Annotated in this window: 24 protein-coding genes and 1 pseudogene; 10 read left to right on the top strand and 15 right to left on the bottom strand. The window is 47.5% G+C overall.

Annotated features, from left to right (window positions below; genetic code table 11):
• Positions 1–314: 314 nt before the first annotated feature.
• From MSED_RS12455 to MSED_RS04935, 4 genes and pseudogenes are all read right to left on the bottom strand, one after another.
• Positions 315–422, bottom strand: a pseudogene (locus MSED_RS12455) (IS5/IS1182 family transposase); the annotation flags it as partial.
• Between the two features lie 176 nt (positions 423–598).
• Positions 599–784: a hypothetical protein gene (locus tag MSED_RS12155; RefSeq protein ID WP_144418751.1), complete on the bottom strand. Its 186-nt coding sequence runs from the start codon at positions 782–784 to the stop codon at positions 599–601.
• Positions 785–1,122: 338 nt separating this feature from the next.
• The gene (locus MSED_RS04930; protein ID WP_012020928.1) at positions 1,123–2,286 is read right to left on the bottom strand and encodes an MFS transporter; all 1,164 of its coding nucleotides are present in this window, start codon (positions 2,284–2,286) and stop codon (positions 1,123–1,125) included.
• 322 nt (positions 2,287–2,608) lie between these two features.
• Entirely contained in the window at positions 2,609–2,866 is a 258-nt protein-coding gene (locus tag MSED_RS04935) for a hypothetical protein (protein WP_012020929.1), read from the bottom strand.
• A gap of 139 nt (positions 2,867–3,005) precedes the next feature.
• Between MSED_RS04935 and MSED_RS11805 the strand changes: the two genes are divergently transcribed.
• Both MSED_RS11805 and MSED_RS04945 read left to right on the top strand, forming a co-directional pair.
• Positions 3,006–3,740: a ZIP family metal transporter gene (locus tag MSED_RS11805; RefSeq protein ID WP_012020930.1), complete on the top strand. Its 735-nt coding sequence runs from the start codon at positions 3,006–3,008 to the stop codon at positions 3,738–3,740.
• 72 nt (positions 3,741–3,812) lie between these two features.
• Complete coding sequence (locus tag MSED_RS04945; RefSeq protein ID WP_012020931.1) at positions 3,813–4,943, top strand: MFS transporter; 1,131 nt, start codon at positions 3,813–3,815, stop codon at positions 4,941–4,943.
• Positions 4,944–5,139: 196 nt separating this feature from the next.
• Here MSED_RS04945 and MSED_RS04950 read toward each other — a convergent pair whose 3' ends face one another.
• On the bottom strand, positions 5,140–5,952 hold the full coding sequence (locus tag MSED_RS04950) for a DUF1028 domain-containing protein (protein ID WP_012020932.1): 813 nt from the start codon (positions 5,950–5,952) through the stop codon (positions 5,140–5,142).
• Positions 5,953–6,021: 69 nt separating this feature from the next.
• Here MSED_RS04950 and proC point away from each other — a divergent pair, with 69 nt between their 5' ends.
• Entirely contained in the window at positions 6,022–6,837 is an 816-nt protein-coding gene (gene proC / locus MSED_RS04955; RefSeq protein ID WP_012020933.1) for a pyrroline-5-carboxylate reductase, read from the top strand.
• 25 nt (positions 6,838–6,862) lie between these two features.
• Here proC and MSED_RS04960 read toward each other — a convergent pair whose 3' ends face one another.
• From MSED_RS04960 to sixA, 5 genes are read right to left on the bottom strand one after another with little or no spacing between them, the layout of a single operon-like run.
• Positions 6,863–7,513, bottom strand: coding sequence for a CHAD domain-containing protein (locus tag MSED_RS04960; RefSeq protein WP_225938860.1), 651 nt, complete (start codon positions 7,511–7,513; stop codon positions 6,863–6,865).
• On the bottom strand, positions 7,476–8,108 hold the full coding sequence (locus MSED_RS04965; RefSeq protein WP_012020935.1) for a dTMP kinase: 633 nt from the start codon (positions 8,106–8,108) through the stop codon (positions 7,476–7,478). Before MSED_RS04965 ends, MSED_RS04960 begins: the two co-directional genes overlap by 38 nt.
• Entirely contained in the window at positions 8,090–8,731 is a 642-nt protein-coding gene (gene tmk / locus MSED_RS04970) for a dTMP kinase (RefSeq protein ID WP_012020936.1), read from the bottom strand. The genes MSED_RS04965 and tmk overlap by 19 nt, the downstream gene beginning before the upstream one ends.
• Positions 8,731–9,993, bottom strand: coding sequence for a Ppx/GppA phosphatase family protein (locus MSED_RS04975; protein WP_012020937.1), 1,263 nt, complete (start codon positions 9,991–9,993; stop codon positions 8,731–8,733). The genes tmk and MSED_RS04975 overlap by 1 nt, the downstream gene beginning before the upstream one ends.
• A complete protein-coding gene (gene sixA, locus MSED_RS04980) occupies positions 9,994–10,464 on the bottom strand; it encodes a phosphohistidine phosphatase SixA (RefSeq protein ID WP_012020938.1) in 471 nt (156 codons plus the stop codon). It abuts the gene before it with no gap.
• Positions 10,465–10,568: 104 nt separating this feature from the next.
• Between sixA and MSED_RS04985 the strand changes: the two genes are divergently transcribed.
• Positions 10,569–10,958: a hypothetical protein gene (locus MSED_RS04985; RefSeq protein ID WP_012020939.1), complete on the top strand. Its 390-nt coding sequence runs from the start codon at positions 10,569–10,571 to the stop codon at positions 10,956–10,958.
• Between the two features lie 130 nt (positions 10,959–11,088).
• Here MSED_RS04985 and MSED_RS04990 read toward each other — a convergent pair whose 3' ends face one another.
• Both MSED_RS04990 and MSED_RS04995 read right to left on the bottom strand, forming a co-directional pair.
• The gene (locus MSED_RS04990) at positions 11,089–11,895 is read right to left on the bottom strand and encodes an amidohydrolase family protein (protein ID WP_012020940.1); all 807 of its coding nucleotides are present in this window, start codon (positions 11,893–11,895) and stop codon (positions 11,089–11,091) included.
• A 101-nt stretch (positions 11,896–11,996) separates the two neighbouring features.
• Positions 11,997–12,788, bottom strand: coding sequence for a tyrosine-protein kinase family protein (locus MSED_RS04995; RefSeq protein ID WP_158497967.1), 792 nt, complete (start codon positions 12,786–12,788; stop codon positions 11,997–11,999).
• Positions 12,789–13,171: 383 nt separating this feature from the next.
• Here MSED_RS04995 and MSED_RS11975 point away from each other — a divergent pair, with 383 nt between their 5' ends.
• From MSED_RS11975 to MSED_RS05005, 3 genes are all read left to right on the top strand, one after another.
• Positions 13,172–13,405 carry a glycosyltransferase family 2 protein gene (locus MSED_RS11975; RefSeq protein ID WP_053092987.1) on the top strand — a complete coding sequence of 78 codons (234 nt, stop codon included), beginning with the start codon at positions 13,172–13,174 and terminating at the stop codon, positions 13,403–13,405.
• Between the two features lie 210 nt (positions 13,406–13,615).
• A complete protein-coding gene (locus MSED_RS05000; protein WP_012020942.1) occupies positions 13,616–14,491 on the top strand; it encodes a thiaminase II/PqqC family protein in 876 nt (291 codons plus the stop codon).
• On the top strand, positions 14,488–14,814 hold the full coding sequence (locus MSED_RS05005; RefSeq protein ID WP_012020943.1) for a TA0938 family protein: 327 nt from the start codon (positions 14,488–14,490) through the stop codon (positions 14,812–14,814). The genes MSED_RS05000 and MSED_RS05005 overlap by 4 nt, the downstream gene beginning before the upstream one ends.
• On the opposite strand, the gene treH1 is transcribed toward MSED_RS05005, so the two are convergent.
• Positions 14,808–16,577, bottom strand: a complete 1,770-nt coding sequence (gene treH1, locus MSED_RS05010; protein WP_048060032.1) for an alpha,alpha-trehalase TreH1 — start codon at positions 16,575–16,577, stop codon at positions 14,808–14,810. The two genes, MSED_RS05005 and treH1, sit on opposite strands and share 7 nt — an antisense overlap.
• 176 nt (positions 16,578–16,753) lie before the next feature.
• Between treH1 and MSED_RS05015 the strand changes: the two genes are divergently transcribed.
• Positions 16,754–17,587, top strand: coding sequence for a DUF973 family protein (locus MSED_RS05015; protein WP_012020945.1), 834 nt, complete (start codon positions 16,754–16,756; stop codon positions 17,585–17,587).
• Positions 17,588–17,625: 38 nt separating this feature from the next.
• On the opposite strand, the gene MSED_RS05020 is transcribed toward MSED_RS05015, so the two are convergent.
• The gene (locus tag MSED_RS05020) at positions 17,626–18,429 is read right to left on the bottom strand and encodes an acetoacetate decarboxylase family protein (RefSeq protein WP_012020946.1); all 804 of its coding nucleotides are present in this window, start codon (positions 18,427–18,429) and stop codon (positions 17,626–17,628) included.
• 60 nt (positions 18,430–18,489) lie between these two features.
• On the bottom strand, positions 18,490–19,104 hold the full coding sequence (locus MSED_RS05025) for a helix-turn-helix domain-containing protein (protein ID WP_048060033.1): 615 nt from the start codon (positions 19,102–19,104) through the stop codon (positions 18,490–18,492).
• A 110-nt stretch (positions 19,105–19,214) separates the two neighbouring features.
• Between MSED_RS05025 and MSED_RS05030 the strand changes: the two genes are divergently transcribed.
• Both MSED_RS05030 and MSED_RS05035 read left to right on the top strand, forming a co-directional pair.
• The gene (locus MSED_RS05030) at positions 19,215–20,690 is read left to right on the top strand and encodes an MFS transporter (RefSeq protein ID WP_048060034.1); all 1,476 of its coding nucleotides are present in this window, start codon (positions 19,215–19,217) and stop codon (positions 20,688–20,690) included.
• Positions 20,691–20,707: 17 nt separating this feature from the next.
• Positions 20,708–21,172, top strand: coding sequence for a flavin reductase family protein (locus tag MSED_RS05035; protein WP_048060285.1), 465 nt, complete (start codon positions 20,708–20,710; stop codon positions 21,170–21,172).
• The last annotated feature ends 87 nt before the right edge of the window (positions 21,173–21,259 follow it).

Raw genomic sequence — 21,259 nt, forward strand, 5'->3', positions numbered from 1 at the left:
GACATATAGAACTATAATGATAGTTACTGAATTCTATAACGGGGTTTATTGATTCATATAAAAATTCTGCTATTTAAGAGTAATCTATGATACTGAGTTAGTGTGTGTATGATCTGAATTCACTCTTGATAGATTATATATTTGCTTCACAAAATTTCGCCCAAATGATCTGATTCACAAAATCACTTCACGCCACGCGGTTCGCGTGGACCTCCCCCACAAGGAAGTCGGCCTTCCTTCTCATGTGGTGATAGAGCCAGAACTTCTGGAAGGCAGCCAGGCCCTGGAAGACGCCCCTCGCCCCTATCCCGTCTGAACATCCTCTTGATCGCGGATATCACGATCTCGACCCTCCACCTCTTGCCGTAACCCCTTTTCCTGCTCCAGTAGTGTGACTCCCCATACTCGAGAGATTGTCCCTCCTCTGCGGGTTCGTCTTATCGGCGTTGGCCGACTTCTTCGGCGGAATCACGACCTCAGGGACGAGGTCGTGGATCGCGTTTAAGTCTAGGCCTTGTCACCGTAAAACTTCGCGAGTGTCCACCTTCCTCGCATCCTTGATAGCCTCCTCACGGAATCAAGCTCGGAGTTCTCAACCTCAGCCTTTACGAAAGGACTTAGCGTCAATGTGACGACCTTCAGGAACCTCCCCCTCCACACTTGTCCTTATGTGCTCCCTGCTCCGCTTATTCCCATCGCTCACGAGCTCAATCTCTTTCTCGTCTCGAAATTCAGTGGCTTCCTCAACCTCAGGTCTGTAATCGAGGTAGACCGGTATCCCCATCCCGTGGAGCGCCCTATCCCCTCTCCCCTATACGTGAACGCGTAAAGGAAGGTGAGGAACTCGTTGACGGGCGCCCTATACGGCCTCGTCTTCCCGTCCTGTCCTCCTCAAGAAGTACCAGTGCTCAAACATGTGAGGGGAATAATCTCGTACTGGTCATGAGTTTCGTACTTCGCACAATCCCTGGTGTATCTCCTTATTCTCAGGGGAGATTCGTGGATATTATGTGGTCTCAAGGTTGACCTCGAGAAACTCCACAATCTAGAGATAACGAAATATCAAGCAATATTTGCAAGAACCGCCTCGACGCTTCGTCTCAAGCTTACGAGAATCCAGTTTCACTCTCGATCCGACCTGTAGTTGGAAAGGTTTCCACTAAGGATCTTACTCAAGACCACCAGTGACGCTATTCCTATGGCGCAACCCGTGTCTAGCCCCAGAACCGAAAGCGTGAAGCTCTTGGTTAAATAGAGAATAATACCAATGAAGACTGGAGCTATCATGGTACCTACCTGGGAAACCGCGTTCGCGTAACCTATTGACGTTGCAGCACTTCCGCTCCCAGCTATTTTCATGATGAGGGAATCGGTGGGAGGTCTATATGAGAACGAGAATATGCCCAGAAGGAGTGCCTCTCCTATCACCGCTATCTCAGGGGAAAACACTATGGAAAGGCTTATGATGATGAATCCAACCAAACTGAGGAAGATCAAGTTTATGTCACCTATCCTCTTGACAGCCTTCTCCACTGAGATTATTCCTACCAGCTGACCTAAACCAAATAGTCCGAGGAAGAGCGTTGAAAGTGTTGAGGGAAAGTGCCTGTATAACACGAGCATGGAGAAAATCCAGGTGGTAGTTCCCCATGTGGCCCAGAGCTCACCAAGGCGAAGAAGCGTGGCCAGGAAGATTTCCCTTCTAAGTATTACCCTAAAGGATCTCCTTATCTCACTGGACTCGATCTTCATTCTGAGGGACAGGGTCAGCCCTGCAAATACCAGGAACATCGCCGTCATCCCTAGGAAGAAAAATCTCCAGAAGTTCAGAAGGAGACCTGCCACTAGACTTAGGACCAGTATGGTGATTGGAGATGCCGTCTCAAGTAGTGCCACGTAAAAGGTTAGTCTTTCATCCTTACTGTGAAGGATAGACACAATTTTCATGGCAGAGGGAAAGATAGCTGAAGCAATAAGCCCCTCCACGAGGTAGACGCCTAGCAGAATCGGATAACTCAGATAGAAGAAGAGGAAGAGATTCAAGATTGCGAGCGGGAAGGAGGCGATTAGCATGGCCTTGACTGGGCCCACTTTGTCAATCATTAGCCCCCAAGGAACAGAGGAAGCAACGTAGCCCACATAGAAGAACGTGGCAACGAGCCCCATCTGCACAGGATTAAGGTGAAGGAGAGCCGAAATGGGTACCACGATGATCCCCCAGCTTAATCTTACCGTGAGTTGCAGGAAAGTTCCAAACCATCCCACCGCCGTCCCTTTCATAACCATTGAGATAATACAGAATAATTAAAAGATTGTCTTAGGACGTCTAAACGAGGGGCTAAACTGGTCAAGGTCGCCAATTCAGTTGTTAAAGCATGAGGATCTCGAAGATTGAGAGGACGTAGGCTATTTTACTTAGCGCTTCTGATACTGAGGAAGCAGATCTTAAGGGATCATGTTGGCAGTGAGGAAAGATACTCCTTGATATTGACCATTTTCGCCGTAATAACCAAGGATGCAAGATAGCTAAATCTACCCGCTCTAGGAAGGTATTGAAGAGAGTCCTCAACAAAAGCACTGGCAGTCTCGCCTCTATGCGGGTAGGAAGTCAGTCGTCTTTTCCCCGTTCAACTTCCCTGAGCCCTACACATACTTCGTTCAGCGAGTATATCCTGGATCTAGTATCGCCTAAACATGGTTCCACGCTAAGCAGTTCTGCATCTCTCAATATCCTTAAAGCCTCCCTTAAGGTCCTATCTGGCATGTACGTCTCAGTTTTTAACTCCTGGAAAGTGGCCTTTCCCTTCATCTCGAGTACCTTATACACTAACTTTGCGGAGCATGGAAGATCCTCTATTCTGGGCATATGTCTCGTTAATATAGCAACCTTTTAACTTTTCTTTCCAAACGTGTAATAGGCTATCCCAAAACAATTTCAATTTGTAGTTGATTTTACGACATGGCGTAATCTTTTAAGCCTTCTAGCAATACTAGCTTGATAGAGCATGAATCAGCTTCTTCAGCTACTATTGATGTCAGTACTAGTGGCATACTCCATTTTCCTCACATTCCCCATAGCGTTTAAGGGTTTGTCTCCAAGAGGAGTTCAACTGTTAACCGGAGTGGGACTTGGGATACTTATCTACTTAATTATGGACATTTTCTCCGGAACATATCCTTTGGCTGAGGGTAACATTTCCCTTTCCCTTCTACTAGTAATGCCCTTTGTGCTCTCGTATCTCGGATTCCATTTTTACTCAAACTTGAGACTTGGGAAAACAACGGAGGAGAGTTACGCTAGAACCCTATCCCTTGTCATCTCGTTAGGAATAGGTCTGCAGAACTTCACCGAAGGGCTAGCGATCGGTGGATCCCTAAGAATAGGATTAAGTTCGGTGGTAATACCACTAGTGACAGGGTTAACGTTGCAGAACGTTACAGAGGGTTTTCCAATCCTCTCTCCCTTCCTGAGGAGCGGTAAGGTAAATTACTCCTACCTCTTCGCCATGTATATTCTAGGGGGGACACCAACTCTTGTGGGGTCGATGTTGTCGTATTTCGTGGCATCTATACCTCTAGTAATAGTTTTCAACTCCTTAGCTCTTGGAGGGATACTCTTCGTCAGTCTGGAAATGTACAAGGGTATAGTGAGGCATGGAAATGTCTCTGGGAAGAACCTGGCAGAGTTGGGATTGGCTCTAGGTATAATCCTGGCATTTCTCGTTAACCTTCTTCCATAACTGAGACTTTAAGTTAGGCGAGGAACATGTATGGGCCGGAATGCTTTTAACTTGAATCCTTAACTCGATCCCATGAACGGAAGGATAGTTTCCCTGGTACCGTACTGGGTTCTACTCTTCGTTATAGGTTTCGGCTGGTTCATAATAGCTCCTTTGGTACCGTCTGTGATATCCACTTTCCACGCCTCATTATCAGGGGCAATACTACTCATCTCCATTTACGGATACGCTGTCGTGATAGTAGGACTGATTGCCGGATTCATTTCAGCAAAGTTTTCAGTGAGGCTCTCCCTCTATATCTCTGCAATTCTCACGACACTAGGGTTCTTAGGTAGGATTTTCTCCACAAACTATCAAGAGCTACTAGTATTTCAAACAATATCTGCCATAGGCTATCCCATGGCCATAGCCCCAGTGGGCGGAGTGGTAGAGAGTGTCATGCAGGGAAGATCCCATACCCTCATAGGAATAAGCGTTGGAATCCTCTTTGGGGGAATGTCAGCTGGATCCCTGATTGGCCCATACTTCTCAGGACTGAGTCAAGCGTTCCTTGCGTCATTTATTCTCTCCATAATCTCCTTGATACTAGTGTTTACATTTGTAAGGAAATACGAGAACGTCAAGGTTCAAAGATCCTTGAGAGGTAGTTTCAATCCGAGAATGATAATGAATTGGTACATTGGACTTGCGGTCGCGTCACTCTCCGTAGGGTTGGGCGGAATAGCCTCTGCAGTGCTGGGTTCCCATCATCTGGCTAACTCAGAAGTTATTGGTGGAGAGGCTAGCAGTTTAACCTTCATTGGATCTGCCCTAGGAGCCATAATACTACCCACGGTCTTCGAGAACTTGCACGCGGTCAGGATAGGGTTAATAGTTAATGGGTTTCTCACCATGCTTTCAGCTGTGCTTATTGCTTACACGTTAATCAATCCCTTTAACGTGATAATTCTCCTGGCTTCATACCTACTGTACGGTCTGTTCGGTAATGCCCTTTGGTCCATGGCCATGGCCTCTCTGAATAAGTATGTGAACGATCCTAGCAGGTCAGGTTTTGCTACTTCAATGTTCAGCGTGGTGTCAAACCTTGGTGTAGCGCTTATCCCAGGCTATCTCGGAGGATTATTCGTGGGAGGAGGAGAGGCAGGTCTAGCGTTCGTCGGCGTGGTTGAGGCTTTGGCTTTCATCTTATCATTTTTTATATAAGATTAAGTTATTGTTGGTTTTTGTATGAAGTTACCCAGTTGATTCAACACGAAAAAAATTACCAGTGGTAAACAGAGGTCAACAGGAATTGTTGAACATGATGCGTGTTAGACCTTCTAAAATCAAAGGTCATTACGAGGTCCAATTGTTTATTGGCTTGAGAATTAACCAAACCAAGACAGTTCGAAAACTTGAGTCAAAGATCTAACCTTAAACCACTCCTTCTAAGCAAGTCCTTTAACACGTTAACTCCTATCTTATCACCAGTAAAATTACTCTCGTAGTTATTCTCTTCCACCCATGTTCTTAGATCCCTGTAGCCAAGCCGCTTCAACGCTTCGTCTATCTCCTTGATATGGTCGCTTACGCTGACGAGCTCATCTCTCATGAACGTGGACTCCCACATGTTAACAAGCTCCTCCAATTTCCTCAATGGTTCAGGATCATCATCCACCCTTAGATCCACGTATCTCCCTACAGCCATGGGCCCTGTCTCCTCGTCGCTATTCTTCACCACCAGGATCGCTGCGCTCTGTTTACCTCTCCTATCACCACCCTTTGCCTCTCCAGCCTTTAGGGCTTCCAGCAGTCTCCTGTGAATGGGGCCTCTCGACTCCGCTACCCTGGCCATGGCTTCCAGAACGTCCTCTCCCGTCAAGATATTTCCCTGGACAGTGAAATAGGTTCCAACTATGTGCCCAGCGTACTTATGACACTGCCTTCCCGTGAATGCGTAGGATCCACCCCTTGAGTCAATTACACCTAACTGTCTAACCTCCCTCTTTGAGTCGGCCTCGGTGAGCCTCCTCACCACTTCCTTCGCGTCGTACCTCTCCAGGAGGGAAAGGCCCTCTGGTCCATATCTCGTGTTCGCGAAAGCTTGAGTAGCTATAGCGCCAACTCCAGGTCTAGCCCAGGGAACCACTGATCCTACCGCGAGGTATTTGCTCGCTACTCCTATTCCCCACGCTTCCAAGTTGGGATCGTAGAGGACTATGGAAAACGTCATGGGATAAACTGGATTCTATGCTTAAAAGCTAAGTGAGATCCTTTTAATCGAGATCGCGAAACTTCTTTCATGGAAACTCTCAGTGTGCTCGGCGCGGGAACCATTGGATCACTTCTGGTGAAGGCAGGCCTATCTCAGGGTTATAGGGTAGTCGCCACGGGCCGTTCCGAGAGAACTCTACTAAGGGTGAAGGGACTGGGAGCAGAGGCCATCACTGACAACGCTAGCGCCGTGATGAGGAGTGACTTGGTTATGATCAGTGTGAAGCCCCAACATTTTCCTGAGCTAGCCAAGTCAATTCCAAGGGAGCTCTGGAGAGGTAAAACCGTGATCTCGGTCATGGCTGGAGTTAGGCTCGACACCTTGCGTAAGGTGATGGGTGGGGCGCAGGTGTTCAGGGCAATGCCCAACGTCAATGCAGTGGTTAACATGTCAACCACCGCGATCACCGGGGAGGGTGAGGCCAAGGAACTGGTGGATTCACTCTTCAGGTCCTTGGGGGTGACCTATTGGGTCAGCGAGGACATGATGGACGTGTGGACTGCCCTCATAGGGAGTGGACCTGCTTTCATCTCTGAAATTGTGGATGGGCTAGTGCTGGGCGCTGTATCCTCGGGTATGCCCAGGGATCTAGCTTACTCCTCAGTTCTAGACATGTTAAAGGGAACTGCCGAGAACCTCAAGAATCACAAGGGTCACCCCGTGGAAGTCAGGGATAACGTGACAACTCCCGCTGGAACAACAATCAGGGGACTCAAGGCCATGGAAGAGAGAGGAGTTAAGGCAGCGCTCATAGAGACGGTAGAAAGCTCGAGCAGGAGAGCATCAGAGCTTGGTAAGCTAATTGACGAAAGAATTAGGAGGGAGTTAATTGGAGAGGATTAAGATGTCTCTCAACGATTGCCTCACTTTAAAACTGTGATAGCTTCTGCTTTATATGCCTAAACTCGTGATCAGACAGTAGGATCTCCCTTACCTCCATCCTCCCAATCTCCTTAATTCTGGAGACGTCCAGATTCAGCACGGGGATCTTCCCCTGGCATGCCTCCTGGGCCATTCTATCCCTTTCATTACCCATGGTTTTAACCAACTCCTTTAGGGAGTCGTTGAATATTCCCAAACTTTCTGCCAAAAATCTCGCCCTTCTCAACAATTTTCTAACTCCGTGGAAGTCGTTCACGAAGGGAATATCGCCATAAATTCTCATGAGGTTCTCAGCTACCAGGAACCTGGAACCGTAAAGCCTAGGTAATCTCCTTAGCCTAGGTAACCTTGCACTGACCCTCCTCAACACCTCTTCCCTATCTACCCGGGGACATCCGTGGACATCGTAATCCCTCACCTTCCCCAGGAGCTTTAGTATGCCCCTCGAGTTATCCAACAGGTCAAAATCCATGTGAAGGGGGTATAGTGCCTCAACCACAACCGCGTATTTCCTTAACTCAACCCTTGCGTCATGGACCTGGTTCGGTGAAGTTCCAAACAACTTCTTGAACTCTTCCAACTTCTCGTTCGCGTAATCCTCAGGCCTTCTCAATTCGGTCCCCAACAATGGTAGCAATTTCAGATTTTACCACCTCGAAATTTCGAGATGTGTCAACTATTACACCGTTCTGTATGACTTTCCTGAGATAGTCCTGGAAGGTGTTAAGGTAAGTCTCGTACGACGAGAACAGTTCACCATTTATACAGATGTCTATCCCTGAGCTAAGCGGATCCAGGACTCCCTTCTTTTTAAGGATTCTCCTCATTATCTCTCTCGGACTCGACACGAGTCCCAACGACAGATTAGCGTGGGGCAAGGCACTCAATACGTAGTTCATCCATTCCTCTTCTAGCCCTCTAGCTAATCCCCAAGCCTTCAGCGTGGAAACGTATCCGTCGGCGATAGCCAGGAATCCAGCCTTAACCATGGGTTTGACCTCATTCTCTATCTGATCAGCTAGGTCGGTGACATAGGCCAGGAACAGGGTTCTCCTCTGGAAGACTATGTCCCTCTTTTTCTTGGAAATGGGCTCCCCCATCAACCTGGACATTCCAAGACCGAAGGTAACCACGCCGTAACCCTGCTCCTCCAGATAAGTCTTCAGGGAGCTCACATGATATGTTCTGCCCGAACCCTCAGATCCCTCGAGAGCTATGATCTTTCCTTCCATAATAATTCACCCACTCTCCTCCTAATGTCCATCTGGATCTCCCTGGGGGATCTATTTCCGTCGAGAACCACAAAACCTTCCTCTTCAGCTAGTTTGTCGTATATCTCAAGGATCATCCCCTGATACTTGAGGAAGCCTTCCTCCGGTTCCAGGTCAGGAAAAACGTCTGCCCCTGCCTCCTGCGGTTTGATCCCCCTCTTGCTCTCCTTGAGGCGGGAAAGGGCCACCTCTGGTGTTACCCTGATGAAAAAGGTTATGTCCGGTTTCGGAGCGTAGGAGTAGAGCTTCTTTACCCATTCAAGGCTGACTCCCCTGACCGAGTCCCTCGCATAGGCCGTGTAGTAGTATCTGTCAGACACAACAACGAAGCCTGTGCGATACATGGGCAGGATTAGCCTTTCATACCTATCCGCGAAGTCGGTGGCGTGTATTAAGCTAAACGTCAGCGGAGTGAGCAGGTTCTTTTTCTTTGCCTCCTTTATTACCTCATGAATCCAGTCACTTGAGTTCCACTCGGTGAGGTATGCGTCAACCCTAGAGTCGAGCCAGTCCTTGAGAAGCTTAGCCTGACTAGATTTCCCTGACCCATCTATTCCCTCAAACGCGATTATTGAGCCTCCCATCAATAAACACCCAAGGGATATCTCTTGTTCAAGGTCTTGACTACCTTCGACATTTCAGCCACCTTATCTATTTTACCGTCAATACCCAGTTTAGTGAAGTCCTTCTTCCTCAACTTCTTGTTGACCCCCTTACAGATGAGGGCGACAAGCGCTAAATCCCTCTTCATGAATCCAGGGAAAAGCGACTCAACTAAATACTCATAACACGCGGTGAAGGGATCCTCCCATCCTGACTCCATAAAGACGTGCGAAAGGAATGAGGCCATCCCTGCCAGTTCGCTTCCAGTTATTTTCTCCGTCTCCAGGAAGAGGTCAAAGGGGGGCCTAACTCCCATGAAACTGGAAAAGGCCTCAAGCCAGTTGTCCCTGAGCTTGGAGAGGGATAACTCTTCTGCCTTCATTACCCTCCCCTCCCTCATCCCAAACTCCGAGATAGTGAGAGTGGGGGCATCAAACAAGTTCACGAGCTCCTCAATGACTAGGATCGCCGATTTCACGGTGACGGACCTCTCCTGGCCTATCCCGGGGAGAGCTCCGATCTCCTTCTCGTCCATGGACCAGAAGGTCTTGTTAAGTGACCTAATCTGGGAAGAGGGTACCTGGAAACCGTGCACGTGTTTGAACTTGATTCCGCCTATTTTCATGAGGAATCTCCCTATTGACCTAACGTTTCCACCAGAGCCGACCACTGTGGGGGGCAACCAGCTTGGCAATGAGTAAAGGTAATTCCTGACCTCTTTCCTTATACTCTCCTGGTTCTTGAAAACCTTGGCTAGCCTAAGGGCACCCAGGGGAAAGTGGTAAACCTGTCCCATCTCTCTTCCCCTCACGTAAACTAGTTCCAGTGAACCTCCTCCCAGCTCAAAGATCACGCCATCGGTGAAGGGTAGGGAGTTTATGGATCCTAGGGCTGCGAGTCTTCCCTCCTCTTCTCCTGGTATGATCCTAATATCGTGACCCAGGGACCTGGAAAGTCTCTTTGCAACTTCCTCGCCGTTCCTGGCAAGTCTGAATGCGCTTGTACCTAGGGGGTAAACTTCCTCGATCCCTCTCCTTTCCAGGACAGACCTGAACTTGGATAGCACGTTCTCAGCCTCGGCGATTCTCTCCTCCTTGATCTCTCCCCCTTCATCTACACCGTCTCCCAGTCGTGTGAAGTCCTTCATGCTTCCTACTGTTCTAAAGGAGTTTTGAGATAACCTCTGGAAAACCGAAAGCCTAATGGAGTTGTAGCCCAGGTCTATGACTCCAACTTCCTCCATTTAGATCAGCTTCATGACCTTCTGGGTTAGAAGTAACTCCAATTTAGACGTTTTCTCGGTCGCGTCCACTTCCACTACCGCGAGTCCGCCCCTCTTTATCTCGACTTCCGCCGAAGTGAGGGCCTTCACTAGCTTAGAGAGATGAGGTTCGTGACCCACGATAAGGATCGTTCCCTGCAATTCCTTGAGTTTCTCTGCTAGGCTCGAGGGATCCTTGTCGGGAAGGAGATCCTCAAGGGTTTCAGCCTTAATCTCAAGACCCATCTCGTCAAGTATAACTTCCGCTGACTGAACTGCCCTTAGCATGGGACTGACCATGACCTGATCGGGTTCGTATCCCATTTCCTCTAGGAAGTTGGCCACTCTCCTCATCTGTTTAACTCCCTTCTTAACTAGCTTTCTATCCTGATCATTTATACCTTCAGTTTGAGGTTCGCTCTCTCCGTGTCTTACAATTAGTATGGTAGTCATGTGAAGATTAGGCCTCTCCTCTATAAAAGCGTTTTTCGTGATGTGGTTTGGAGTATCAAGGTTAGTTAACGCATGAATTAATCCCGCTAAACCAGGAGGATTCCATGTTGTATGAGTTGGCCTTTGCGATTCACATGCTGGGATTGATAGGATGGGGAGGCCTAACCACAGGGGCGTATTACCTACTGGAGGCGTCAGGAGTGAGGGAGAGGAAAATACTGTTGGGTTATCGCAAGTTGGTTTACGTGGAGTGGGTATCATTGCTAGCCATGACCCTTTCGGGCCTCTACATGTGGGATAGGTTGGGCATGCCTCCATGGGTCTACCCGGCCTTTGCTCTCTCGCCAGTGATAGCGCTGGGCGAGTACTATCACTGGAGACTAACTTACGTAGGGGATATGGATATTTTCCTGAAGAGGATGAGGATCTTGTCGTTGTTCTATACCTTAGTGGCACTGTTCCTGATTTATGACATGGTTTTCAAACCAGCTTAACTAACTTAGCTCTCTGCAATCTGCCTCTAATCACAAACTAGTTGACGCAATGCAAGGGGTCTTGGTGACCTTGCACGTGTTAGGAACTGATATCCACTTCTAGATCTAGGTTCGATCAATGTGACCCTTTTCAACTAAGTCTAAGTACCCTCCTGGCGTTATCCCCCATTATTTTCCCACTATTTAATTCCTGGTACACCTGCCACGCGTGAACTGCCAGATCCTGACCCCTAAACGCGGGGAAATCGCTCCCATAGAGAACCTTATCCTCTATCTCCAACAATCTGGGTAACGCCTTTAGGAGATTTCTGGGAGGAATAGACGAAATCTCTAGAAACACGTTAGAGTAATTCCTGGCAAGGTAGAATGCCGTATCATACCATAGGGGTCTCCCAGCATGAGCTAGGATCAGTGTAACATCAAAGTCCTTCACCACGTCATCCACAAGGATAGGATCGCCATACTTGTTCCTAGCCTTAACCCCAATGCTAGTCCCCGTGTGGATCAGGATAGGGAGTTTCTTCTCCTCCGCAAACGAGTAAATGAACTCAAGCCTCCTGTCCCCATCCTCCTCTGGTCTATAGGCGTTGGGAGAAAAGCCGTGGTGAACTGGGTGTAACTTAATTCCCACAATGCCAAGGGAGTATTGCCTCTCAAGTTCCTGCTCCACGTTACAGGTCACAGGATTCACCTCTCCCCACTGATGGAAAAGTTCGCTCCCCTTTCTGATCTCGTAATCAAGATCGAACCCGTCGGAACACTCCTCACTCCAGCAAGGATGAGAGGGAACTAGAAGTACTTTCTCCACAGTGACGTCCTTGAAGTTGAGCGTGAACTTCGTATCTTCCACGTTTTGAAGGAATTGTCTGCAATGATCCGGAAGTTTCCTAAGGAAAATATGGTAGTGCACGTGGACGTCAACTACCCGCATGGCCATAGATAACCCCTGTAACCTAATAAGCTAGTCCTTGACCCTAAAGGAAATTTGAAACGGAGTTCTGGCTCAGGTCGAGTACTGTTTAACTCCCCGGTTAATGTCTACTTATCGAGAATTATTTTAGTATCCAGTGATGGATTGGAAACTATTAGCTCTGCTAACCTCCGAACCCTTGGAATTATCGGCATGTTTATCATCTCATCGGCATACTGGAATACCTCTTCAAAAAACGGGATAAGTATTCCCAGGTTAAAGTTAGTCGCTTTAAGTGCCTTGTCAAGCAGAGACTCAGCGTAAGATTCCATACCAGGTGCAATCATGTTGATGCAGAACCCAATGGCCTTTCCCACCGTTGTCTTACTCTCTGCATTGCTAATGTAAGCAAGGGTTTCATCAACTGCTAGTTTGGAGTTATTGGATACATAGATTCTCCTCACCGGCATGTTGGGGTAGTTCTTCAGGTACTCCGTTGTCTCTAACCTCACCATATCGTGGTCAAAGGTGATGAGACTCGCATTATCAACTATTACGTAGTCATGCGGATAGGATTTCAGGACATTGGTATAAAGATTGGAGAATCTCGTCCTGAGTTCGGGCTCATTCATTACCCGTTTAACGTCGCTATCATATCTGGGACCATCTCCCGTGATCTTGACAACGGTGATGAACCCCTTCTTGAACTTGAAATGTTCAAAGAACCTCGATTCAACTCCATCAACCACGCTACTTAATAGGCCCAGGTCCTCAATACCAGCCAGCCTAGAGGAGTATCCCACGTTATCCCTATCAAGAAGCAAAACTCTAAAACCCCTCTCTGCTAAAGCCAAGGATAAATTCATGGAAATGGTCGATTTGCCTACTCCTCCTTTGGCGCTCTGAATGGATACTCTCAATTTCAGACAGTATTACCATTAGAAAGATTACATATAAAGTTATCATTAGCTAGAAATTTGCATTCAAACTCCTTCCACTCGAGTTCGCATGTAAAGCTGATGTAAAATCTAAACGTATTCGTAATTTCAATCTTATATTTCAAGGTTTACTAGGATTGAACTTCCTTACTAGCGCTTCTAGATTAGTACCAAATTAAATATGTCTCAGGGATATTTATCTTAAAAGAATTACGAACTATTGATATTACAGTTTCGTAGTTCAAAACACTAAAAGGTTACACTAGGGTTATAAAACCCAAATTAAGGCCTGATTAATTTGTTGATATTATAGTTAGATTTCACAAGGTGCGAGATATCAACAGGAACCCATTCTCAGGGTAATAATGCGAGGAAGATTAGGTACCTCCGCATTTTCCTTAGGTTCCGGATCGGTTTTCAGAATATCTGCCCTGAGAGGTGGTGTTTACTTCGCTGAGTTCAGCACAACTGAGAATGGGGCTATATCCGTGTTACTTCACGAGAAAGGGTATAAGACCGTATACGCGGATTCTGGCCTCATATGGTACGGTGAGCCTCCGGAAGACTTAGCCTCATATTTTACTCAACGAATCAGATAGAGTTTTGGATATTGTTAGTTAATTGGCAGATTATTGAGAAGTAATTTGGTATTGTTTTTGACTATCATTCAGGCTTCCTTTACTGGTTAAAGGAGGGAACAATTAGTCTCATGGAATTTTTAACCCCGTGATGTACTAGATACTACAGGTTCGCGTAATTCCAGTTCATTATGAACATTTCTTTAAAATTGAGATTCACGAAAGAATATTATGCCCATATGTCCCGCATGTGAGATTAAACTTGAGTCTTGGGGGTCAGTCTCCAGTCATATGATTCAACAGGCTAGCAGGAGCGATCCGGGACACGTAATGTGGTTAAACAGGAACCTGTCGTTACGCGAGATGCCACAGGAGGAACTAGCGAAGAGACTTGAAACCTTCTTCTCGGGAGAGTTAAGGTCCTGGATAATCTCTAGATTTATTGAAAAGTTTTATGGTGATAAACCACACCCCTTCATGATAGCCATGCAGAACCCGATCAGGGAAGTCCTTCTGGGTTACGTCTTGGAGCATCAGCACTTCCTAGTTAACTGGGTTAGGGTTCTCTCCAAGATTGTGTACGAGACCGACCAGGTAGACGTGATAAGATTCGAGTTGGAGAACATTACCACGGAGTTCGTAGGCACGGAGAGTTCTCCCTCACACTACGAGCTTCTCCTTAGAATGGGGGAGAGCATGGGGATGAAGAGGGAGGAAATCCTGTCTACACCGCCCCTCAAGGGGACAGTTGAGGCAATTAACACGTGGAGAAAGTTGTCACAGAGGAACTGGGTTGAGGTTATGGCTGCAATGCATAGCTTAGAGCTAGTGGCGGACAAGAACCTTAGAAGGTATGGAGCAAAGATCCACTATTTTAACGAGAAGATTCTGGACTCAAACGATTTCCCAGAGGCGGTCAAGAACTTCCTTATGGAGGGTTATGAGGCAGACCAGTATCACGCAGAAGAGGCCCTGGATCTGGTGGAAAGGTACGCTGTTGATCAAGAGAGAGTGAAAGTAACCGTCCTGAAGTCATTTGATACTTTCTCCAAGTATCTACTCTCTAGGTTGGAGAGAGCCTTGTTGCTATCTGGGGTGATAGCGTGAAGATAGTGGTAAATGGGGAGGAGGCTGGAACCAAGGAGAAGGGATGTGCCCTGTGCGGGGCAACCTGGGGAGGATGGTATGAGGACGTGGACGGTGAGAGGCTTTTCTTCTGTTGTGACGTATGCGCAAGGGAATTCCTCAACATGCTGAACAGGGTGAAGGAGATCACCGGTTGGGGGAAGGTAGACGAGCTAATCATTAACGGAGATTACTATAGGGGTAGGAACTGTGAGGCAAAATCCGAGGGAAAATCCCTTAGCTTTTACGTGAAGTTCGGCGAGGATGCCGAGATTACAACGTTCATAATAAAGGGGAATCATTGACCTTCCTCGTCAGGAGCAACTGACTTGGCTTCAGCAAGTTCATTGAGTGCCAGTATCAAGTTAGATTGGGCAAAGGCCTGCGGGAAATTCCCCGTGAACACTTTCCTCTTAGGATCTATGTGCTCTCCCACGAGGTATGTACCGCGAGTGGCCTCTAGGATACCCAATATGATCCTCTCAGCGTCCTCAATCCTCACCAGCTTTATGTAAACCCTAGCTAACCAAAGGCTAGCCAGCGTGAAGGGGTACTTTGCCTCCCCCAGAAAGTCCCTCCTATACCTTTTGGCCTGGCCGTCAACTACCAGGGTGTTCTCTATCTCCCTTAAGGTGTTCAGAAAGGTTGGATCGTCTGGTTCAACAAATCCGTAAAGCGGTAGGGTAAGTAATGCGGAGTCGACCTCATTGCTTCCAGGCCTCTTTACGAACTTCCCATCATTTACGCAGTTCTCCGTTATCCACTCCCTGATCTCATGTCTAGTATCTTTCCATCTGTTCTCCTTATCCACCACCTTCACTAGCTTTCCTGCCCTCTCCAGAGCTACCCACATCATAACCTTTGAGTGGGTATAGTGCGCCTGAACTCCCCTCTCCTCCCATATTCCTACGTCCTGAAGCTTCCAGTTCTCAGATACCCAATCAGCAATGTACTCTATTACGTCCAGATGTCCCCTCACGTAGGAGGAGTCCCCCGTGGCCACGTAGTACTTGTAAAGTGCATCCATGAAAAATCCCTCTAGATCTAGCTGAAGCTGAGCTGCCGCCGCGTTTCCGACCCTCACGGGCCTGGAGTTCATGAAACCAGAGAGCCAGGGGATCTCCACCTCCCTTGGGGGAACCGAACCGTCTATGGAATAGAGTGGGTAGAGGAACGGCTTCGTCGTGAACGACACCATCCTAGATAGGAACTCTATGATTCTCCTGGCGTCCATTGTGTGCCCAGCAGAGATGAGACCCTCAGCCACAATCGAGGAGTCCCTAACCCAGGCGAAGCGGTAGTCCCAGTTCCTCACACCGCCCTCTATCTCAGGAAGCGAAGTTGTGGGTGCAGCAACTATTGCCCCCGTGGGGTTATACATTAATCCCAAAAGCATACCTACAGACGTTTCATAGGCCGTTAGAAGGTCCTCTCCCTTAAATCCCGGTATCTCCATACGAGAGATCCTACCCCTTCCCTTCCCCCTCCTAATCAGGTTTCTCCAGTAATTTATGGTCCTCTCTACCCCAGTCTCCACATCGAATTTGAGCTCCTTCCCAAATATGCCGAACCTCTCATCACTGAAATGACCAAGGAAGGCATATCCTTCTCCTGATACCACCCACCCCCTGCTAGTTTCTTGAATTGAGGGAAAGATGAGATGTAGTTCCAGGAATTCCGAGTTCTCAGGGTTAGCTAACTTGTAAATTCCCTTACTTAACCTGTAAACCTTAGCCCTTACTTTCCCGTAGTTGAACGTTGCATCAGCCCAGATCTCCAGGGGAGTCCTTGCATTGATTTTCCTAACTAGAGAGTGCTCTCCCCTTAGGAGGAGGTCAATCACCTCTGTTCCGTCCCTCAGAACAGTTTTCAATATGTTAGGAACTAGGTACTCCTGAGTTGCCACTTCCCCTGATATACCGAAGGAACCAGCCTTCTCGTCGAGAATCTTCGCGAAGACAGGGGAGGAATCGTATCTGGGAAAGGTCAACCATACGACCTCAGTTCCAGTTATAAGGGCCCCTGTGAATTCGTTGTTGAGGCAGAACAATCTTGAAGAGAAGTCCATGAATCTCTGGTCCAGGCGATGTAATTAAACTCTTGCATACCTGGGAAATTGGCAATACGATTTCCAAAGACGAGAACTATCATAAATGAGGGTCATCCCCAGATCCAAGCAGGTTGTCTCGCAAATTACTAAGTAATTTCGACAAAACTTAATAAGATCGCTATCAAGTTATATTTATGGCATCACCACAGGAAGTGAATGGAATTTCCAGGCTTAGGGGTGGAATAGCCTTTGAGTTTTTAGCAGCAATCCTGTTGATTCTAGGCATCGTCTTTTTTGCAGGAGGTATAGCTGGAGTTATTGTGGGTGTAATTATACTGGTGATAGCGATAGCCGTGGCAATTATAGCTCTAGTCAGGCTATACGGAGGATTCTCAGCCTTAGAGCCCTTCGTTCCCAACATGGTGCTTGGAAGGATTGGGGTTATTTTGTCGATCATACCATATCTTAATTTCATAGGTTACATCCTCATAGGAATAGCACTTTATTTCATAGGCGAGAGGTATAATAATGGTACCCTGAAAACTGGAGGAATAATCACCGCCATACCCTTCATAAACTTCATCGGCTTAATTATATCCTACATAGGACTAGGATCTATTAATTTCTCTGCGGTACCGCAACCCAGCTATCAACCAGGGTATGGACAAGGGCCAGGTTATCAACCTGGGTATGGACAAGGAACTGGGGTAGGACAAGGATATGGTCCTTCACAACAGGGTCAGCCAGTATCTGTTTACCAAGTGGGTCAAGGTACACTTAAGTATAACACAGCTAACTTCACCCTTTACTCCTCCGGTCAGGTTAGGATTACTGGTGCTTCACTCGAGGGCGTTGACACGTATGCGGTTAGTATCAATCCCATGTTCTTGAGTCCTGGGAATAACAACGTCTCCGTAAACTTTTCCTCTCTCCCCCAGACCATGATTCCTGGAGGGGTCTACAGGATTAAGGTGAATCTAGACAACAATACTTCAGTCTATGTATCTGTAATCTACTCACAGCAGTAACAAACACAATGATAAACAAAAGGTCAAGAAAAAGCTTTTTACGCTACCCTTTCTAGCTGTCCTCTTACCTTGTCTAGGAGGACAGTCTTCGTTACCCTGAAGTAAAGGGTGTAGTAGTACCCACCATACACCTGATCCACGGATAGGACGTTAACCTCGTCGTTTACGTAACCTCCTAACTCTACCTCCGCAGTTCCCTTCCAGATTTCGCCATATCTACTCTCGTCCCTTAGCCTGCTTACAATCTCATACACGTCGTCTTCCCCTTCACCTCTTGAGGCAAATCTCCTCACATTTATGAAGGGTCCGAAGTTCTTCAGGGGAAGAGAGTCAGTCTTCTCCTCAAGTTCTACCCTCAATCTCAGCATCACTCCTCCTCCCCTCGTAACGTAACCTCCCATCTTGAGGCCGGTCTCAGGTCTGTTGTACTTGGGCAGAAGGGGGTGGAGTTTCGTCATCCTGATGTTTGCAATCTTCTTGGGGTAGCCATCTAGCCAGCCTCTGACCAAGGCCCAATCCTTGTCTACCCACATGTAGGGGAAATACAGGTAGTTCTTTCCCTTGTACTCTACCTTCAGTCCTATTGCGCCCTCCATGTACTGAACCAGATCCGGCTCCTGGTACATATAATCCCAGTTCGACTCTGCCGTCGAAACAAATTCTGCTATGTACACCCATCCCTCTCCATCCGTCTTCATGAACTCTGGGATGATCTGTTCTGCCCCACTGAACTTTACGTGAGATGCTATGTACGTCACGCCGTAATACCAGGGTGGTGGGAAAACTGTTTGCGATCTGCCCGTCCTGGTTATGGGCATTGTGAAATCCTTTTCGCTGGACATGGAGGCAACTTGCTCCCTCCATTTTTAAAACATATCTCTAACAAGTTTCACGCTATCAACTCAAAACGTCAGATGATCCGACACATACCTCAGAATCTTTCTCTGGACGTTCCTCCAGTGGTAGAGAAAGGTTACTTTGCTCACCCCCAAAACCTTGGCCAGTGCCTCAGCCTCAATCTCCCGTGGATAGTTGAGATATCCATGGTTGAGGGCCATCCAAAACACCTTCCTTTCCATATCCGTGAGATAGGGATAACTGGGCGAAAAGTCCTCCACTTCGACGCGAACTATCTTTCCCAGGGATGAGAGTTCCTCCTTCAGTTCGCTGAGAGTTCCGCTTCCTGTAACGAAGGTCCAGAACTCCTTACCCATTTCGTTATAGTTACCCAGAATTAGAACCTCCCTCGAGTAAAGTAAACCTGCGATCGATCCCTCATATACGTTAAGGAAATCCAGAAGGGCGTCACTCCTATTCACGTAAACTCTATTCAACTTCTTCACTGATTTATGTGATGCCATCCTCCGCCCCAGTTCCTTAGATGGTGAAACGAGCCAACTCCTCAGGTAACCACGGTCAGGGTAAACCTCTAGGTTCATGGTAATAGCTCTCTCCTGAGCCTCTGATGTCCAACAACCCTCGTGAATTACCCCGACTGTCACTTTCTTAAGCACCATTTTCCATCATCTATAATCTAGTTTATACTGTAATAACCTTATACTTATAATGTTTCAATATTAAACTAGTTTGATATAACGGATTAATTACCATGAACAATTCTCCAATTATGGCAGAAAAGTCTGTGAAAGCCGGGGAAATAATCGCCCGGATGGACAGGTTACCCATCTGGTCACTCTCGTACATTTTCATTGGAATACTGGGGATGGGATTTCTCTTCACATTTTTTGATATTTTTGACATTAACGTCTCATTTATCCAGACATCTCTCACCATATTTCACGTTAGTAGTCCATCCTCGCCAGAGATTGGGGTTCTACTGGGACCGGCAGTTCTCCTTAACCTGGTTGGATATATTGTGGGCTCCCTACTCCTTTCCCCTCTCTCGGATCGGATAGGCAGGAGGAACATGTTAATGATAACCATGGCCATCACGGGGCTCGGGAGTCTGTACAACGCACTTGTTAACGATTATTCTAACTTCCTCCTGGCTAGGACTATCACAGGAATAGGAGTCGGAGCAGACCTAGCAGTGGTCAACACTTACATAGGCGAAGTTGCTCCACTAAATGGGAGGGCAAAGTACACCAGTTTCGTGTTCCTGTTCTCAACTCTTGGGGCTGGGTTGGGTCTCTGGTTAGGACTCCTGTTAACAACTCCACCTGCTCCATTTCCCCTAGGTTTACCCTTCGCTCTAGGAGGATCTGGCTTCCTTGCCGTAAACGGGTGGAGGGTGATGTACGGAATTGGCGCTCTCCTAGCCTTGATAGGCTTGCTCCTCAGGTTCAATCTTCCTGAATCTCCTAGATGGTTGATATCCCGCGGTAGGATAGCTGACGCCGAGGCCGTGGTAAAACAAATGGAAGAGAGAGCGTCGAGGAAGCTAAGGTCTCTTCCTCCACTTCCCGCGGTAATACCCCCTTACGTTGTGGAGAGATTGTCCTATCTCGACTCGTTAAAGGCAGTGATACTGGATAGGAGGTATGCGAGAAGGCTCGCGGTCCTAATCCCGATGTGGTTCTTTGGCTACATGACAGTTTACGTGTTAGCAGCAGGATTAACCACTATCCTGGCGTCCCTAGGATATCCTCCGCCCGAGGCCGGTATCATTGCCTCCTTTGGGGATATAGGGTTCATCCTATGCGCAGTAACCATCATGTTGGTTGGGGATAAGATGGAGAGGAGCAGGTGGACTGCAATCTCAGTTCTCTTTACCATAGTGGGGGGCGTGGTGATAGCGTTAGCGAAGACCAACTTACCGTTATCTTTCCTGGGATCGTCAATACTGTTCTACGGCTTCAATCTATGGGTTCCAGTGTCATATGCGTGGAGCGCTGAGAGTTTTCCAACAAGGGCTAGGGCGACAGGTTTCGCCCTCACCGACGGGCTGGGGCATATAGGAGGAGGAGTAGGGACAGTTGTTGTAGCGTCTTTTGTGGCGTCCCTAGTGTCCAGTGGTGTCACCACGGGATTGGCAATTGAGGTTTTCCTGCTCATAGCGTCCTTCCAGATAATCTCAACAGTGATTGCAGTATCCCTAGGACATAAAACAGCTAATAAAAGGTTGGACGAAATATCTCCGTGAGATAAATGGAAATCAACCTGTCTGAAGGACTAAGGGATTTGATGAGAAGGTATCCACAGGGCGTAGCCGTGGTTACCACTACGTGGAAGGGTAAAATGGTCGGAATGACAGTGAACACGTTCAACTCGCTTTCCTTGAACCCTCCCCTGGTCCTCTTCATTGCCGATAGAACCAAGGGTAACGACGTCCCATTCAGGGAGACTTCAAGTTTCTCGGTAAACCTTGTGGACGATGCGAAGATCCTCGATGTTTTTGCAACCAAGCCAGTGGAGACCAGGTTTCAGGAAGTGAAGTTTCATCTCTCAAAGGAAGGGGTTCCTCTCCTGAGCGATGGTTATGCCTACTTACTAGCAAGTAGGAGCCAGGTGATAGATGTGGGGGATCACGCTATCATAGTGGGGGAGGTGAAGGAGGTTAAGGTGAACAGGGAACCCAATCCGCTGGTTTACTACATGAGAAATTACAGGAACGTTTGTATTTAACCTGAGAAGAGCTTACGTCAGACTTTTTGGTGCTTGTTCTTTAACTGGTTTGATGTAAACCTAATAAAATTCGTAAATTAAAATAGT

Origin of the sequence: Metallosphaera sedula DSM 5348 (assembly GCF_000016605.1) — an archaeon.
In the GTDB taxonomy this organism is placed as follows: domain Archaea; phylum Thermoproteota; class Thermoprotei_A; order Sulfolobales; family Sulfolobaceae; genus Metallosphaera; species Metallosphaera sedula.

What these genes read in the sequence shown, in the direction of transcription:
- MSED_RS12155 (WP_144418751.1), bottom strand. Translation starts at nt 784, where the DNA reads ATGGGGATACCGGTCTACCTCGATTACAGACCTGAGGTTGAGGAAGCC.
- MSED_RS04930 (WP_012020928.1), bottom strand. Translation starts at nt 2,286, where the DNA reads ATGGTTATGAAAGGGACGGCGGTGGGATGGTTTGGAACTTTCCTGCAA.
- MSED_RS04935 (WP_012020929.1), bottom strand. Translation starts at nt 2,866, where the DNA reads ATGCCCAGAATAGAGGATCTTCCATGCTCCGCAAAGTTAGTGTATAAG.
- MSED_RS11805 (WP_012020930.1), top strand. Translation starts at nt 3,006, where the DNA reads ATGAATCAGCTTCTTCAGCTACTATTGATGTCAGTACTAGTGGCATAC.
- MSED_RS04945 (WP_012020931.1), top strand. Translation starts at nt 3,813, where the DNA reads ATGAACGGAAGGATAGTTTCCCTGGTACCGTACTGGGTTCTACTCTTC.
- MSED_RS04950 (WP_012020932.1), bottom strand. Translation starts at nt 5,952, where the DNA reads ATGACGTTTTCCATAGTCCTCTACGATCCCAACTTGGAAGCGTGGGGA.
- proC (WP_012020933.1), top strand. Translation starts at nt 6,022, where the DNA reads ATGGAAACTCTCAGTGTGCTCGGCGCGGGAACCATTGGATCACTTCTG.
- MSED_RS04965 (WP_012020935.1), bottom strand. Translation starts at nt 8,108, where the DNA reads ATGGAAGGAAAGATCATAGCTCTCGAGGGATCTGAGGGTTCGGGCAGA.
- tmk (WP_012020936.1), bottom strand. Translation starts at nt 8,731, where the DNA reads ATGGGAGGCTCAATAATCGCGTTTGAGGGAATAGATGGGTCAGGGAAA.
- MSED_RS04975 (WP_012020937.1), bottom strand. Translation starts at nt 9,993, where the DNA reads ATGGAGGAAGTTGGAGTCATAGACCTGGGCTACAACTCCATTAGGCTT.
- sixA (WP_012020938.1), bottom strand. Translation starts at nt 10,464, where the DNA reads ATGACTACCATACTAATTGTAAGACACGGAGAGAGCGAACCTCAAACT.
- MSED_RS04985 (WP_012020939.1), top strand. Translation starts at nt 10,569, where the DNA reads ATGTTGTATGAGTTGGCCTTTGCGATTCACATGCTGGGATTGATAGGA.
- MSED_RS04990 (WP_012020940.1), bottom strand. Translation starts at nt 11,895, where the DNA reads ATGGCCATGCGGGTAGTTGACGTCCACGTGCACTACCATATTTTCCTT.
- MSED_RS11975 (WP_053092987.1), top strand. Translation starts at nt 13,172, where the DNA reads ATGCGAGGAAGATTAGGTACCTCCGCATTTTCCTTAGGTTCCGGATCG.
- MSED_RS05000 (WP_012020942.1), top strand. Translation starts at nt 13,616, where the DNA reads ATGCCCATATGTCCCGCATGTGAGATTAAACTTGAGTCTTGGGGGTCA.
- treH1 (WP_048060032.1), bottom strand. Translation starts at nt 16,577, where the DNA reads ATGGACTTCTCTTCAAGATTGTTCTGCCTCAACAACGAATTCACAGGG.
- MSED_RS05015 (WP_012020945.1), top strand. Translation starts at nt 16,754, where the DNA reads ATGGCATCACCACAGGAAGTGAATGGAATTTCCAGGCTTAGGGGTGGA.
- MSED_RS05020 (WP_012020946.1), bottom strand. Translation starts at nt 18,429, where the DNA reads ATGTCCAGCGAAAAGGATTTCACAATGCCCATAACCAGGACGGGCAGA.
- MSED_RS05025 (WP_048060033.1), bottom strand. Translation starts at nt 19,104, where the DNA reads ATGGTGCTTAAGAAAGTGACAGTCGGGGTAATTCACGAGGGTTGTTGG.
- MSED_RS05030 (WP_048060034.1), top strand. Translation starts at nt 19,215, where the DNA reads ATGGCAGAAAAGTCTGTGAAAGCCGGGGAAATAATCGCCCGGATGGAC.